Source organism: Tomitella fengzijianii, assembly GCF_007559025.1.
Lineage (GTDB): Bacteria > Actinomycetota > Actinomycetes > Mycobacteriales > Mycobacteriaceae > Tomitella > Tomitella fengzijianii.
In genome coordinates this window covers 1005766-1020912 of record NZ_CP041765.1, presented here as the reverse complement: position 1 = coordinate 1020912, position 15147 = coordinate 1005766, and the positions used below count along the sequence as shown (strand labels likewise).

13 protein-coding genes and 1 pseudogene are annotated in these 15147 nt (G+C 73.1%); 8 read left to right on the top strand and 6 right to left on the bottom strand.

Annotated features, from left to right (window positions below):
* Nucleotides 1-113: 113 nt before the first annotated feature.
* Nucleotides 114-734, bottom strand: a complete 621-nt coding sequence (locus FO059_RS04685; protein ID WP_143906783.1) for a TetR/AcrR family transcriptional regulator — start codon at nucleotides 732-734, stop codon at nucleotides 114-116.
* 105 nt (nucleotides 735-839) lie between these two features.
* On the opposite strand from FO059_RS04685, the gene FO059_RS04680 reads away from it, so the two are divergent.
* From FO059_RS04680 to FO059_RS04665, 4 genes are all read left to right on the top strand, one after another.
* Nucleotides 840-1892, top strand: a complete 1053-nt coding sequence (locus FO059_RS04680) for an oxygenase MpaB family protein (protein ID WP_143906781.1) — start codon at nucleotides 840-842, stop codon at nucleotides 1890-1892.
* Between the two features lie 50 nt (nucleotides 1893-1942).
* Entirely contained in the window at nucleotides 1943-2260 is a 318-nt protein-coding gene (locus FO059_RS04675; protein ID WP_143906779.1) for a GNAT family N-acetyltransferase, read from the top strand.
* A gap of 99 nt (nucleotides 2261-2359) precedes the next feature.
* On the top strand, nucleotides 2360-3112 hold the full coding sequence (locus FO059_RS04670) for a MerR family transcriptional regulator (RefSeq protein WP_143906777.1): 753 nt from the start codon (nucleotides 2360-2362) through the stop codon (nucleotides 3110-3112).
* 106 nt (nucleotides 3113-3218) lie between these two features.
* Entirely contained in the window at nucleotides 3219-3773 is a 555-nt protein-coding gene (locus FO059_RS04665; RefSeq protein WP_143906775.1) for a small multidrug efflux protein, read from the top strand.
* A gap of 45 nt (nucleotides 3774-3818) precedes the next feature.
* Here the strand turns inward: FO059_RS04665 and FO059_RS04660 are convergent, their stop codons facing one another.
* Nucleotides 3819-5543 carry a glycerol-3-phosphate dehydrogenase/oxidase gene (locus FO059_RS04660; RefSeq protein ID WP_168226582.1) on the bottom strand — a complete coding sequence of 575 codons (1725 nt, stop codon included), beginning with the start codon at nucleotides 5541-5543 and terminating at the stop codon, nucleotides 3819-3821.
* Nucleotides 5544-5732: 189 nt separating this feature from the next.
* Between FO059_RS04660 and glpK the strand changes: the two genes are divergently transcribed.
* The gene (gene glpK / locus FO059_RS04655; protein WP_143906773.1) at nucleotides 5733-7286 is read left to right on the top strand and encodes a glycerol kinase GlpK; all 1554 of its coding nucleotides are present in this window, start codon (nucleotides 5733-5735) and stop codon (nucleotides 7284-7286) included.
* A gap of 61 nt (nucleotides 7287-7347) precedes the next feature.
* Here glpK and FO059_RS18645 read toward each other — a convergent pair.
* Both FO059_RS18645 and FO059_RS04645 read right to left on the bottom strand, forming a co-directional pair.
* A pseudogene (locus tag FO059_RS18645) lies at nucleotides 7348-7920 on the bottom strand (phosphatase PAP2 family protein); the annotation flags it as partial.
* 234 nt (nucleotides 7921-8154) lie between these two features.
* Nucleotides 8155-9558, bottom strand: a complete 1404-nt coding sequence (locus tag FO059_RS04645; RefSeq protein WP_143906769.1) for an NAD(P)H-quinone dehydrogenase — start codon at nucleotides 9556-9558, stop codon at nucleotides 8155-8157.
* A 269-nt stretch (nucleotides 9559-9827) separates the two neighbouring features.
* On the opposite strand from FO059_RS04645, the gene FO059_RS04640 reads away from it, so the two are divergent.
* A complete protein-coding gene (locus FO059_RS04640) occupies nucleotides 9828-10403 on the top strand; it encodes a gamma-glutamylcyclotransferase family protein (RefSeq protein WP_143906767.1) in 576 nt (191 codons plus the stop codon).
* A gap of 6 nt (nucleotides 10404-10409) precedes the next feature.
* Here the strand turns inward: FO059_RS04640 and FO059_RS04635 are convergent, their stop codons facing one another.
* Nucleotides 10410-11606, bottom strand: coding sequence for an amidohydrolase (locus FO059_RS04635; RefSeq protein ID WP_143906765.1), 1197 nt, complete (start codon nucleotides 11604-11606; stop codon nucleotides 10410-10412).
* A gap of 3 nt (nucleotides 11607-11609) precedes the next feature.
* Nucleotides 11610-12317, bottom strand: a complete 708-nt coding sequence (locus FO059_RS04630; protein ID WP_143910436.1) for an enoyl-CoA hydratase/isomerase family protein — start codon at nucleotides 12315-12317, stop codon at nucleotides 11610-11612.
* Between the two features lie 153 nt (nucleotides 12318-12470).
* Between FO059_RS04630 and FO059_RS04625 the strand changes: the two genes are divergently transcribed.
* Nucleotides 12471-13334: a purine-nucleoside phosphorylase gene (locus tag FO059_RS04625; RefSeq protein WP_143906763.1), complete on the top strand. Its 864-nt coding sequence runs from the start codon at nucleotides 12471-12473 to the stop codon at nucleotides 13332-13334.
* Nucleotides 13331-15118, top strand: coding sequence for a phospho-sugar mutase (locus tag FO059_RS04620; RefSeq protein WP_233266912.1), 1788 nt, complete (start codon nucleotides 13331-13333; stop codon nucleotides 15116-15118). The genes FO059_RS04625 and FO059_RS04620 overlap by 4 nt, the downstream gene beginning before the upstream one ends.
* The last annotated feature ends 29 nt before the right edge of the window (nucleotides 15119-15147 follow it).

The window sequence follows — 15147 nt, the reverse complement described above, 5'->3', positions numbered from 1 at the left end:
GCTGGAACCGCCGGGCGCGCGTAGTCGCCCTGCAGCGGGCCGGGAGCATCGATCAACCGATCGGAGCTTCCGGCCCGTGGTCGTTCCCGCCGTCGGCCCCCGCCTGATCGCGACTAGGCGGTGACCGATCCGCGCGGGTTGCGCACCCCGGAGTCGATCAGAAGTCCGACGCAGTGCTCGACGAGCCTCTCCCGGTCCACCGCCAGCGTGCCGTCGAGGAAGCCGATGAACAACGCGGTGAACGCCCCGACGAGCCCGGTGGACCGCATACGCCGTTCCTCGACGTCCTCCACGGTGGAGAGGCCGTCGAAGACCATCGTGACGAACTCCGGCGCCAGCGCGACCCCGACCCTGCTCAATGCGGGTTCCGTCAGCGGCGCGATGAGCAATGCACGGCCGAGCACCGGCCGGTCGACCGTCAACCCGATGAACGCCTCCACCGCGGCGCGCGCCCGCGTCGCCCCGTCCATGGGCCCCGCCTGCACCACGTCGCCCAGCGTGGCCTTCGCCCGGGCGCCCAGCTCGTCGTAGACGCTGCGGACGAATCCGTCCCGGTCGTCGAAGCTCTCGTAGAAGTAGCGTTCGGTCAGGCCCGCCGAGCGGCATGCTGCTCGGACGGTCAGCGGCGTCGTCTCCGTGGAGCCGAGCAGCGTGATGCCCGCGTCGATGAGCGCCTCACGGCGCATTCGCCTGCGCTGCTCCAGCGAAGGCTGCGCATCTCGCCCAGGCGCCATCCCTCACCACCTCCCTTGACCGATCCGCACCGCATTCCTATCCTGACAACATACGTTGTCAACAGGACGCGCAGCCAGTCGCTTGGACGGAATCGAGGACCCCTCATGAGCGGATTCCCCCCTCCGCAGGCCGACGAAAGCCCCGCGGAGACTCCGCCGGCGCATTCCGGCCGGCACGCTCCGGCCGCCTCCGCAGCCGCGCCACTGGGGCCCGGGTCCGCGACGTGGAAGTACTTCGGGGACTGGCGCGGGCTGCTCCAGGGGCCGTGGGCCGGCTCCATGCAGAACATGCACCCCAAGCTCGGTGCCGCGGTGGAGCAGCACTCGGACTTCTTCGACGAGCGTTGGGAGAGGCTGCTGCGGTCCCTCTACCCCATCGGCGGCGTCGTGTTCGACGGCGACCGCGCGCACCGCACCGGGCTCGAGGTGCGCGACTACCACCGCGGCATCCAGGGCGTCGATTCCCAGGGCCGCCGCTACCACGCTCTGGACCAGGACGTCTTCTACTGGGCGCATGCCACGTTCTTCTACGGCACCATCGTCACCGCCGAACACTTCTGCGGCGGCATCTCGGAAGACGACAAGCGCCGGCTGTTCGACGAGCACAAGCAGTGGTACGCCCAGTACGGCGTGAGCATGCGGCCGGTGCCGGACACCTGGGAGGACTTCCAGCGGTACTGGAAGCACATGTGCGCCGAGGTGCTCGAGGACAACAAGGCCACACGTGACGTGCTCGACCTCTCCGCGCTCCCCCGCCCGCCGTTCCTGCCGTGGCTGCCGGACGCCCTCTGGCGGCTGCAGCGCCCCCTGCTGGCGCGCGGGTTCGTCTGGCTGACGGTGGGCATGTACGACCCGGAGGTGCGGGACCTGCTGGGCTACCGCTGGACGGCACGCGATGCGCGTCTGCACCGGCTCGTCGGGCGCACCGTCAACGCGCTGTTCCGCCTGGTTCCGCCGCGCTACCGCAAGCATCCCCGGGCCCGCGACGGCGTGGACCGCGCCGCGGGCACGGTGGCGGCGGATGCGCCGCTGCTCGAGAGCCCCGCCCGCAACCTTCCCGCCGGCCGCTACGCGTCCGGACCACAGCACTACAACCCGGCGGGCGCTCCCCGCACGGCCTGGGCGCCGGGGTTTCTCATGCGGCTGCTACAACGGTGAGTGAGCAGGCCCGCAATCGGCGGTCCGGCGTCGACGGAAGGCGGCAGCAGATGAACGAGAAGATCGTCCACAACGAGCAGCAGCACCGTTTCGAGGTGTTCGTCGACGACGAGCTCGCCGGCTTCGCCGCGTACGAGCCGGCCGACGGGGCCCGCGACTTCGACCACACGGAGGTCGGCTCCGAGTTCGGCGGCCGCGGGCTGGCCGGCAAGGTCGTCGCAGCCGCGCTGGCGGACACCGAGGCCGCAGGGCTTTCCGTCGTCCCCACCTGCAGCTACGTGCGCAAGTTCGTCACCAAGAACGCCGAGCACCTGGCGCACATCCCCGCCGCCACCCGCTCCGCGATGGGGCTGCCCGAACCGGCGTGAGCCCACGACGAACCCGGCACCACGGCGGACCGGTGCCGCAGCGTGGTATCCACGGGTGGTGACCGTGCGCCGTGTCGACGCGCGCAGGACGGAGGCGGCATGCCGTGGAGCACCCGCGAGCTCGCCGAGCTGACGGGGACGACGGTGAACACCATCCGTCACTATCACCGGCTCGGCCTGCTCGCGGAGCCCGAGCGTCGGTCCAACGGATACAAGCAGTACGGGATTCGGCATCTTGTAGGACTTCTGCGCGTTCGCAGACTGGCGGAGCTGGGAGTCGGCCTGACGCAGATCGGCCGAACCGACATGGCAGGCGATCACGCCCGGGACTCGCTGCGAAACCTCGATGCCGAACTCGCCGGGCGGATCGAGCGCCTCGAGAAGGCGCGCAGCGACATCGCGGCGATCCTGACCGACGACGCCCCCGCCGATGCACCTGCGGGATTCACGGCCGTTGCATCGCGGCTTTCCGAGGCCGACAGCGCGATAATCCACATCTATTCCAGGCTTTACGACGCGGACGCACTCGAAGACGTACGTGCCATGGTGGACGCCGACACCGATGCCGTCAGCGCACGCCTCGAAGGATTGCCGCCCGATGCGGACGAAGCGGCGCGAGCCGGTCTCGCAGAGCAGCTCGCGCCGATCGTCGCCCGGAATCTCATCGACTTCCCGTGGTTGAGAGCCCCCGAATCCCGGCTGTCGCAGCCCGGCCACGTGACGCGGCGGACTCTCGTCGAGGCGATGTTGGAGCTCTACAACCCTGCACAGCTGGACGTGCTGTCCCGTGCGGGCATCCTGGCGGACGAGCGTGTGCGCGCTCTCGATCAGCCGGTGGAGAACGCCGACTGACCAGTGTGTATCCGCACGATGCTTGACCCTGTTCCAAGAACACGGCCTCTACTGGGCGTGTCGAGGCAGACCTCGACCTTCAGCTCCAGCCAGAGGAAGGCCCGCCGTGAATCCCCTCCAGAACCTCGTCAGCGATTTCCAGGAACTGGTGACGCAGGTGCCTGAGCACATCCGTCCGTTCATCGCCATGCTCGCGGGAGCCATCCCGTTCATCGAGGGCGAGGTAGGAACAACAATCGGAGTGATCGGCGGCATCAATCCGTTCGTCGCCGGCCTGGCGGCCGCACTGGGCAACTTCCTCAGCGTGCTGGTCGTCGTGGCAGTCGGTTCCCGGGCCCGGACTGCGGTGGTCGGCGGCCGCACGGGCCCGATGCGCGCCCCCGCGCCCGGTGATGCCGAACCCGGTTTCGGCGACGCCGGGCGCGCGGGCGAGTCGAAGGGCCGCCGGCGCTTCCGGAAGTGGCTGGCACGTTTCGGCGTACCCGGGGCGAGCCTCCTCGGACCGTTGGCGATCCCGACCCAGTTCACCTCCGCCATGCTCGTCGCGTCCGGGACACCGCCTGCGAGGGTCCTGCGCTGGCAGGCCGTGGCGATCGCGCTGTGGACCACGGGGACCACGATCCTGGTATGGGCCGCGCTCAACGCCATCGTGCCGTCCTGAACTCGAGCCCCGCACACTAGCCGCGCGGGGCCGGACACCGCGGCCCTACTCGACGGGCTCCAGGATCTCGGCACGCGCCTCCGGCGCCGCGGCGCGCAATCCGTCGGCGGACGCGTCGTCGGGCTGTTCCTGCGAACGCACCTCCGCCTCGACGCGCGCGCAGTAGTTCTCCACCTCCCGGTCGATGGTGGCCTGGTCCCAGCCGAGCACGCCGGCCATGAGCCCGGCGGTCTGCCGCGCGCAGTCCACGCCGCGGTGGGCGTACTCGATGGAGATCCGGGTCCGCCGGGCCAGCACGTCCTCCACGTGCAGGGCGCCCTCGGAGTCGGCGGCGTAGACGACCTCCACCTGCAGGTAGTTCGGCGCGGCGTCGATGGGGCCCAGCAGCTCCGACCGCCCCTCCGCGAGGGAGAGCACGTCGTGGATGAGCGAGCCGTAGCGGTCCAGCAGGTGCCGCACCCGGTACGGGTGCACCCCGTAGCGGTCGGCCACGTGCTGCGCCTGGTTGACCAGCGCGAAGTAGCCGTCGGCGCCGAGCAGCGGCACCTTGTCCGTCACGGACTCGGCCACCCGGCCGGGAATGTCCTCGGCGGCCTCGTCCACCGCGTCGGCGCCCATCACCCGGTAGGTGGTGTACTTGCCGCCGGCGATGGCGACCAGCCCGGGTGCCACCCGGGCCACCGCGTGTTCACGTGAGAGCTTGGAGGTCTCGTCGCTTTCGCCCGCCAGCAGCGGGCGCAGGCCCGCGTAGACGCCCTCGATGTCGTCGGGCGTGAGCGGGGTGACCAGCGCCTTGTTGACGTGGTGCAGCAGGTAGTCGATGTCCGCGTGGGTCGCGGCCGGGTGCGCCAGGTCCAGGTTCCAGTCGGTGTCGGTGGTGCCGATGATCCAGTGCCGGCCCCACGGGATGATGAACAGCACCGACGTCTCCGTGCGCAGGATGATGGCGGATTCGCTGACGATCCTGTCGCGCGGGACCACGATGTGCACGCCCTTGGAGGCGCGCACGCGGAAGCGGCCGCGCTCGCCGGAGAGCGACTGGATCTCGTCGGTCCACACGCCCGTCGCGTTGACGACGGCGTGCCCGCGCACGTCGGTGGCCTCGCCGGTCTCGCTGTCGCGCACGCGCACGCCGCTGACCCGGTCCGCCTCGTGCAGGAACCCCGCGACCTGGGTCGAGGTACGCACCACCGTGCCGTAGTGGGCGGCGGTGCGGGCGACGGTCATGGTGTGGCGGGCGTCGTCGACGACGGTGTCGTAGTACCGGATGCCGCCCACCAGCGCGCTGCGCTTGAGCCCCGGCGCCATGCGCAGCGCGCCCGCCCGGGTCAGGTGCTTCTGAGCGGGCACCGACTTGGCCCCGCCCATCCTGTCGTAGAGCATGATCCCGGCGGCGATGTACGGCCGCTCCCACAGCCGGTGCTGCAGCGGGAACAGGAACTGCAGCGGCTTGACCAGGTGCGGAGCCAGCCGGGACATCGCCAGCTCCCGCTCGTGCAGCGCCTCGGCGACCAGCCCGAACTCCAGTTGTTCCAGGTACCGCAGCCCGCCGTGGAACATCTTCGACGAGCGCGACGACGTGCCCGACGCGAAGTCGCGCGCCTCCACCAGCGCCACGCGGAGCCCGCGGGTGGCGGCGTCGAGCGCCGTGCCCGCCCCGACGACCCCGCCGCCGATGACGATGAGATCGAACTGTTCGGCGCCCAGCCGCCGCCACGCCTCGTCGCGCTGGCGGGGCCCGAGCCGCTCGTGTCCCGGTTCCTTCGCCACCCTGACTCCCTGTCGCCGTATCGTCTGGCGCCGTATCGTCTGGCGCAGTTTCGTCTGGCACCGTGTCCTCAACGGCCGTCGCATCCTCTGCATGCCGTCGTGCCGCGGCACCTCTCCCAGGCTAGTTGCTGCGGCGCGCGGCCCACCGGATTACGCCGCGCGGGGCGGCGGAATCCGCATAATGAGGCGGTGACCGACGCAAACACCCCGCACCGCGGCGGCTACATCGCCGCCATCGACCAGGGCACCACCTCCAGCCGGTGCATCATCTTCGACCACGACGGCCGCATCGTCGACGTGGCCCGGCGTGAACACCGGCAGATCTTCCCGCATCCCGGGTGGGTGGAGCACGACGCCCAGGAGATCTGGATCAATTCCCGATCCGTGACGGGCGAGGTGCTGGCGTCGTCGGACATCCCCGCGTCGGAGATCGCCGCCATCGGCATCACCAACCAGCGCGAGACCACCGTGGTGTGGGACCGGGCCACCGGCGAGCCGGTGTACAACGCCATCGTCTGGCAGGACACGCGCACCGCGGAGATCTGCGAACGACTCGCGGCGGGCGCCCCGGACGGCAGCGGCATCGACCGCTACCGCGCCGTCACCGGCCTGCCGCTCTCGCCGTACTTCTCCGGCACCAAGCTGGCCTGGATCCTCGAGAACGTCGACGGGGTGCGCGAGCGCGCCGAGGCCGGCGAGCTGTGCTTCGGCACCATGGACACGTGGCTGATGTGGAACCTGTCCGGCGGGACCGGCGGGCCGGGCCAGGAACCGGGCATCCACGTCACCGACGTCACCAACGCCTCGCGGACGCTGCTGATGGACCTGACCACGCTGCAGTGGGACGAACGGATCTGCGAGGACATGGGCATCCCCGTCTCGATGCTGCCGGAGATCCGCAGCTCGTCCGAGGAGTACTGCCGGGTGCGCCGACGCAGCGTGCTCGGCGGGGTGCCCGTGGCGGGGATCCTCGGCGACCAGCAGGCGGCGATGTTCGGCCAGGCGTGCCTGGAGCCGGGCGACGCCAAGAACACCTACGGCACCGGCAACTTCCTGCTGCTCAACACGGGCACCGAGCCTGTGCACAGCGACAAGGGCCTGCTCACCACCGTCTGCTACCGCCTGGGCGATCAGCCGGCCGTGTACGCGCTGGAGGGATCGGTGGCGGTGAGCGGTTCGCTGGTCCAGTGGCTGCGCGACAACCTGGGCCTCATCTCGTCGTCCTCCGAGGTGGAGCCGCTGGCGGCGAGCGTGGACGACAACGGCGGCGCCTATCTGGTGCCCGCGTTCTCGGGCCTGTTCGCGCCGCGGTGGCGCCCCGACGCGCGCGGGGTGCTGGTAGGGCTCACCCGCTACGTCACCAAGGCGCACATCGCGCGCGCCGCACTGGAGGCCACCGCGTTCCAGAGCCGCGAGGTCATCGAGGCGGCGATGGAGTCGGGGCTGCCGGTCGGCGAGCTGCGCGTGGACGGCGGCATGGTGGTCAACGAGCTGCTCATGCAGTTCCAGGCCGACATCCTGGGCGTTCCGGTCACCCGCCCCGCCGTCATCGAAACGACGGCGCTCGGGGCCGCCTACGCGGCGGGGCTGGCCGTGGGGTACTGGTCCGGGACGGAGGAGATCCGCCGGAACTGGTCGGCGGAGCGCACGTGGGAGCCGTCGATGCCCGCGGAGCGGCGCGAGGAGCTGTATGCCCGGTGGAACCAGGCGGTGGAACGCACCTACGGCTGGGTGCAGGACTGACCACCGCCCCGCGCACGCGCGCCGCCGCCCGGTAGCCGGCCGCCGTCGCCGCAGCACACACGGCGACCACGGCGATGGCGGCCGCCCCGTCGAGCCAGTAGTGGTTGGCCGTGGCGACCACTACGAAAACCGTGAGAACCAGATGCGCGGGGCCGATCCACCGCCACCGCCGGCCGCCGTACCGCCACACCGCGCAGGCCACGATGTACGCCCACGCCACGTGCACCGACGGCATCGCGGCGACCTCGTCGGGTGCCAGCGCCCCGGCCGCTGCGTAGACGGACTGCCCGTAGCGCGCGGCCACGTCGACGAAGCCCGCGTCCGGCAGCAGGCGCGGTGGGGCGACGGCGACCAGCGAGATCGCCAGGCACGCGGCCGTCGACACCGCCACCACCGTGCGCACCCGGCCGTAGGCCCGGCGGTGCCGCGCGTACAGCCATATCAGCAGGGCGATCATGGCGCCGAAGTGCGCGGTGGCGTAGTACAGATTGGCCGCCTGGGACGCGGACGCGTACGGGAGGATCCACTGCTGCACCGCGTGCTCGCCGGGCAGGTGCAGTGCGTGCTCGAGGTCGAGGATCGCCTGCCCGTGCGCGACGGCGCCGTCGGTGGTGCGGCCGGCGACGCCGCCCACCCACTGCCAGACCGCGTACAGGCCGACGACCACCGCAGCCTCGCGCAGCAGCCGCGCCGCGGCGAGCGCCCGCGCGGGCGTTTCGGCTCCACGCCGTCGCCGCGCACTCGACCACGCCCACAGCGCCGCCGCGACCGCCGCGGCGGCGCCGGCCAGCCACGCCGCCTGTTGCCAGGTCAGGTTGTGGTTCACGGGGCGCTGTCCGTCGGCGCGCGGCGGGCCGTCGGCATGCTCTCAGTCCAGGTCGTCGTGGCGCATGAGCTGCCGGGCGGCCTCGGTGATCGATCCGGACAGCGACGGGTACACGGAGAAGGTGGCCGCCAGCGACGCCACCGACAGCCGGTTCTGCACCGCGATGGCGATCGGCAGGATCAGCTCGGACGCCGTGGGCGCCACGACGACGCCGCCGATGACGGTGCCCTGCGCGGGCCGGCAGAAGATCTTCACGAAACCGCGGCGCAGGCCCATCATCTTCGCGCGCGGGTTGGTGCTCAGCGGCAGCATGATCGTGCGGGCGGGCACCTCGCCCGCGTCGATGGCCTTCTGGCTGACGCCGACGGTGGCCAGCTCGGGGCGGGTGAACACGGCCGCGGAGACCGTCTTGAGCTTGATTGGCGTCACCCCCTCGCCCAGCGCGTGGTACATCGCGATACGCCCCTGCATGGCGGCCACCGAGGCGAGCGGCATCAGCGAGGTGCAGTCGCCGGCCGCGTACACGCCGGGCGCGGAGGTGCGCGAGACGCGGTCGACCGTGATGTGCCCGCTGCGTTCAAGCTCGATGCCCACCGAGTCGAGCCCCAGGTCGTCGGTGTTCGGCACGGAGCCCACCGTCATCAACGCGTGGCTGCCCTCGACGGTGCGCCCGTCCGAGAGCACCACGCTGATGCCGTCGGCGGTGCGGTCGATGCGGTCCGCACGGCCGTGGGCGACGATGCTGACGCCGCGCTCGGCCAGCGCCTCCTCCAGCACCAGCGCGGCGTCCTCATCCTCGTGCGGCAGGACGCGGTCGCGGCTGGACACCAGCGTGACCTTGACGCCCAGCTCGGTGTAGGCGGAGACGAACTCCGCGCCGGTGACGCCCGACCCGATGACGATCAGGTGCGAGGGCAGCTCCTCCAGGTCGTACACCTGCCGCCAGGTCAGGATGCGTTCGCCGTCCGGCTCGGCCCCCGGCAGCACACGCGGGTTGGCCCCCGTGGCGATGAGGACGACGTCCGCGGTGAGCGTCTGTTCGCCGCCGCCGGCCAGAGAGACGGTCACCTGGTGGGACGCGAGGCCGGTGGCGGTGTCGGCGAGGCGCCCGCGGCCGTCGATGACGGTGACGCCCTCCTCCTCGAGCCGGGCCGAGATGTCCTCCGACTGCGCGCGGGCCAAGTCGATGACGCGCCGGTTGATGCGCTTCATGTTCATGTGCGCGTGGTCCAGGTCGATGTCCACGCCCAGCTCGTCGGCACGCCGCAGCGTCGTCCGCATGCCCGTCGACGCGATGAACGTCTTCGACGGGACGCAGTCCGCCAGCACCGCGGCGCCGCCGACGCCCTCGGAGTCCACGAGGGTCACCGCCGCGCCGTTCTGCGCCGCCACCAGCGCCGCCTCGTAGCCGGCCGGTCCGCCGCCGATGATCACGATCCGGTACATGCTCGCCGATCTCCGTTCGTCGCTGTGGTCCGCGTCGTCTCGTGGGCCCCGGTGCGGCGCGCGCCCGCCGCCTGGATGGCCGGTCGCGGCGCCGTCGCGTCCACGCTATCGGTTCCGGGCCGCGCGCGGAGGCGCGCCGCACACCCCGCGGCCACGACTCCCCCGGACGGGTGATGCCGTCCGCCAGGCGCGTCCCGCGCCCACGGCGTCTCCGGGATCGGAGGACGCGCGGATCGCGCGCGGACGGCCGCGTCGCCTATCGTGGACGCGTGTCGATGTACGCCGCCTACGGGTCCAACATGCACCCGGAGCAGATGCTCACCCGCGCACCGCATTCGCCGATGGCGGGGACGGGCTGGCTCTACGGGTGGCGGCTGACGTTCTGCGGCGGCGACCTGGGCTGGGAGGGCGCGCTGGCCACCGTGGTCGAGGATCCGGACTCCCGGGTGTTCGTGGTCCTCTACGACGTCGCCGCGGACGACGCGCCGGGGCTGGACCGCTGGGAGGGCGCCGAGCTGGGCCTGCACCGCAAGATCCGCGTGCGCATCCACCCCGAGGGCACCGCTCCCGGCAAGGGCGCCCGTCCCGCACCCGGCGACGACTCCGCCCCCGCCGTCCCGGCGCCCACGGAGCCACCGTCCCTCGACGCCGACCCCGCCGCCGTGGTCACCGATCCGCTGCTGGCCTGGCTGTACGTCATGGACGCGTTCGAGGGCGGCCTGCCGTCCGCCCGCTACCTCGGGGTGATCGCGGACGCCGCCGAGGCCGCCGGTGCGCCGTCGCACTACGTGCGCGGGCTGCGCACCCGCGAGAGCCGCAACGTGGGCCCGGGCTGCCCGGAGTAGGGGCCGCTACCCCAGCGTCTCCTGGTAGGGCACCTTGACCCGCGGGGCGACCAGATTGACCATCGTGCGCACCCCCACCTCCAGTGCGCGTTCGTCCAGGTCGAAGTCGGGCTGGTGGATGTCCACCTTGCGCCCGCCGTCCCACACGCCCAGGCGCGCCATCGCCCCGGGCACCTTCTCCAGGTACCAGGCGAAGTCCTCGCCGCCGCTGGACTGCGGGGTGGGCACCGCCACGTCGGGGCCGATCGCGTCGACCGCCCGCCGCAGCACCGCCACCGAATGCTCGTCGTTGACGACGGGCGGCACCCCCTGGCGGTAGTCGATGTCCACCTCGACCCCCGTCGGCACCGCGAGCGCCTGGATCAGCTCGCAGACGAGCGGGCGCAGCTGCCGCCACGTGGCCCTGTCGCCGGTGCGGACGGTGCCGCGCAGCACACCGCTGCGGGGGATCGCATTGGCCGCCGCACCGGCGTTGACCGCACCCCAGGTGATGACGGTCCGCGACCGCGCGTCCACGCGGCGCCCCACCAGGTTGGGGATGCCGGTGATGAGCAGGCCGATGGCGTGCACGAGGTCCGCGGTGAGGTGCGGGCGCGAGGTGTGCCCGCCGGGCGAGCTCAGGTGCACCTCGACGATGTCCGCGGCAGAGGTGATCGCCCCCACTCGCAGGCCCACCGTGCCCACCCGCAGATGCGGGTCGCAGTGCAGCCCGAAAATGCGCGAGACCTCGTCGAGCGCGCCTGCGGCGATCGCGTCGAGCGCCCCGCCCGGCATCACCTCCTCGGCGGGCTGGAACAGCAGCCGCACCCCCTGGTGCAGCGCCGGCGCCGAGGCGAGCGCCAGGCCTGTGCCCAGCAGGATGGCGGTGTGCGCGTCGTGCCCGCACGCGTGCGCCGCGCCCGGGTTACGCGATGCGAAGGGCAGCCCGGTGGTCTCGCCCATCGGCAGCGCGTCCATGTCCGCGCGCAGTGCGATCCGCTTGCCGTCCGCGTCCGCCGGGCCGATGTCGCAGGTGAGCCCGGTGCCGCCCGGCAGGACCTGCGGTTCGAGTCCCGCGGCGCGCAGGTGCTGCACGACGAAGTCGGTGGTCTGGAACTCCGCGCGGGACAACTCGGGGTTGCGGTGGATGTGGCGGCGCCAGGCCGTCAGGTCGTCGCGGTGGGCCCCCAGCCACTCCTCGAACCAATCCGCGCCGGCCGCCATGATTCAGCCGCCGATCCGGGTGCCGGCGGTCTTGCGCGCCAGCGCCTCGAGCAGCTCCGCGTGGATCCCCCGCTTGATCCCCGCCAGGTTGGCACCGCGCAGCGGGGCCAGTTCCTGCGCACGCGCGACGGCCGCGTCGAGCACCGCGTCGGCCGAGGCGGAGCCGTCCGCGACGGCGTCGACGATGCCCGCGGCCAGCGCGTCACGGCCGCCGTAGCGGCGGCCCGTCGTCATCGCCTCGAGCGCCACCTGCGGGGGCAGCCTGCGCGTCATCAGCGCCGACATCGACGGGGTGAACGGCATCTGCAGCGTGACCTCCGGCAGGCAGTAGAAGCCACGGTCGGCGCGCATCACGCGGAAGTCGTGCGCCGTGGCCAGCATGGCGCCGGCGCCGAACGCGTGCCCCTGCACCGCGGCCACGGTGGGCGTGGAGAACACGAGCAGACGGCTGAAGAGGGCGTGCACCTCGTCCAGGTAGGCGTCCAGCCGGTCCGGCTTCGGCAGGATGTAGTCCAGGTCCAGTCCGTTGCTGAAGAACTTGCCGGCGTTCGCGGTGACCAGCGCCGCGGGCCCGTCGGAGGCCTCCACCTCGTCGAGCGCCGCGTGCAGTGCGGCCATCCGGTCCGGGTGGAAGCGGGCGTCGTCGTCCACCGCGTCCGTGCCCGCCAGCCAGAGGATGAAGACGTCGCCCCGGCGCTGCAGCCGCGGCATCGCGCGCGGTGCCGTGCCCGGCGCGCCGTCGGAGCTGTCCGGTTCCTGCTCAGTGTTCGGCATGGGTTGATCGTAGCGACCGGTCGTCCCGGGTCCGCGCTTCGCGGCACGGCCCGTCGGCGGCGCGATGGGGCCCGGCAGCACAATGGGGCCATGCCGTCGCCGAACCTCCCCACCGATGAGCCCGCCCCCGGCTCCACACCGCGCCCGGTCTCCGCCAGGCAGGAGCCCCGCGCCGAGGAGGCCGCGGCCGTCATCGCCGAGCTGAGCGAGGTGCAGCGCCACGACGTGGCCGTGGTGCTCGGCTCCGGCTGGCGGCCCGCCGTGGACCGGCTGCTGGGCGGCGCCGAAGCAGGCGTGCGGATCCCCATGTCCGAGCTGCCCGGCTTCGTCCCGCCCACCGCCGAGGGGCATGCCGGCACGGTGGTCTCCGCGACGGTGGGCAGGCGCCGCGTCCTGGTCATGCTCGGCCGCACCCACGCCTACGAGGGCCACGGCCTTTCCCACGTCGTCCATCCCGTCCGCGCCGCGTGCGCCGCCGGCGCAGGGACGGTGGTGCTCACCAACGCGGCGGGCGGATTGCGCGCGGACATGTCGGTGGGGCAGCCGGTGCTCATCAGCGACCACCTCAACCTCACCGGGCGCTCGCCGCTGGTCGGCCCGCGCTTCGTCGACCTGACCGACGCCTACGACCCCGCGCTGCGCGCGCTGTGCCGGGACGTCGACCCCACGCTCGCCGAGGGCGTGTACGCCTGCATGCCGGGCCCCCACTACGAGACGCCCGCGGAGATCCGGATGCTGCGCACCCTCGGCGCCGACCTGGTCGGCATGTCCACGGTGCACGAGACGATCGCCGCACGTGCCGCGGGCGCGCGGGTGCTCGGCGTGTCGATGGTGACCAACGCCGCGGCCGGGATCACCGGGGAACCGCTCGACCACGAGGAGGTGCTCGCGGCGGGCGCGGCGGCCGCCGGCCGGATGGGCGGGCTGCTGCGCGACGTGGTGTCGGCGCTGTGACGCCGCCCGAACCCGATCCCGCGCCGCTGGCCGGGCGGGTGGCGGCATGGATTGCGGGCGATCCGGATCCGCGCGACCGCGCCGAGTTGTCGGCACTGCCGCCGGGCGGGCCCGAGCTCGCCGCGCGGTTCGCCGCGCCCCTGGCCTTCGGCACCGCCGGGCTGCGCGGCCCGCTGCGTGCCGGGCCGGCGGGGATGAACACCGCGGTGGTCCTGCGCGCCACCGCGGGGCTCGCGTCCCACCTGCTCGGCCGCGGCGAGTCGGGGGCGATCGTCGTCGTGGGGCGCGACGCCCGGCACGGCTCCGCCGGCTTCGCGCGCGCCGCCGCCGAGGTGCTGGCCGCCGCCGGGTTCGACGTGGTCACCTTCCCGGAGCCGCTGCCCACGCCCGTCACCGCCTTCGCCGTCCGCGCGCTCGGCGCCGCGGCGGGAGTGCAGATCACCGCCTCCCACAACCCCGCGGGCGACAACGGCTACAAGGTCTACCTGCGGGGCGGTGCGCAGATCGTGCCGCCCGCGGACCGCGCCATCGAGGAGGCCATCGCCGAGGCCGGGCCCGCGGCGGAGATCCCACGCACGCCCTTGCCGGAGGCCGCGCACCGCGGCTCCGCGGAACCGGACCCGCGGTGCGCCGCACTCGTCGAGCGGTACCTCGAGCGCGCGTCCCGGGTCCTGGCCGGGGTCGGGGCGGACGGCCCCCTGCGCGTCGCGCTCTCCCCGGTGCACGGGGTGGGCGGCGCCGTGGCGGTGGCGGCGCTGCGGCGCGCGGGCTTCACCGACGTGCACGTGGTGGACGAGCAGTTCGCCCCCGACCCGGACTTCCCCACCGCGCCGCGGCCCAATCCCGAGGAGCCCGGCGTCGCCGACCGGCTACTGGCTCTGGCGCGGCGGGTGGACGCCGACGTGGCGATCGCGCTCGACCCGGACGCCGACCGGTGCGCGCTGGGGGTGCCCGGCCGCGACGGCTGGCGGATGCTGCGCGGCGACGAGACCGGCCCGCTGCTGGGCGAGCACATCCTGCGCGCCGGCGGCCCTGCCACGGAACCGGTCTCTGATCCGGCATCGGTCCCGGCCTCGGCCCGGCTCGTCGCGACGACGATCGTGTCGTCGACGCTGCTCGGCCGCATCGCCGCGGCACACGGCGCGCGGTTCCGCACCACGCTCACCGGCTTCAAGTGGCTGGCGCGGGCCGCCGACGACGTGCCCGGCGCCCGGCTCGTCTACGCGTACGAGGAGGCGATCGGGATGTGCGTGGACCCCGACGCCGTCGCCGACAAGGACGGGATATCCGCGGCGGTGGCGCTGTGCCGCATGGCTGCCATGCTGCGCGCGGACGGGCGCAGCATCGCCGACGAGCTCGACCGGCTCGCCGGCGAGTACGGGATGCATGCCGGTCGCCAGATATCGGTCGCCGCCGACCGCCCCGGCGTGATCGATGCGCTGATGCACCGTCTGCGCCGGAGCGCACCGTCCCGCCTCGGCGGCGTGGCCGTGCACTACGCAGATTTCGCCCAGCGCGCCGACGGGCTGCGGACCGACGCGCTGGTATTCGCCTCGCCCGACGACGCCGGTGGGCCCGCGGTGCGCCTGGTGATCCGGCCGTCCGGCACCGAGCCGAAGGTCAAGGCCTATGCCGAGGTGTCGTTTCCGCCGGTCGCCGCGCAGGGTGCGCCGGCACTCGGCGAAGAGACGCTGGACGCGGAGATGCTGGACGCGCGGCGCGCCGACGCCGACGCGCTGCTGCGCAGCGTCGCCGACGACGCCCGGCGGCTGCTCACTCCCTGACCGGCCACCGCACGCGGGCGCGGGACCAC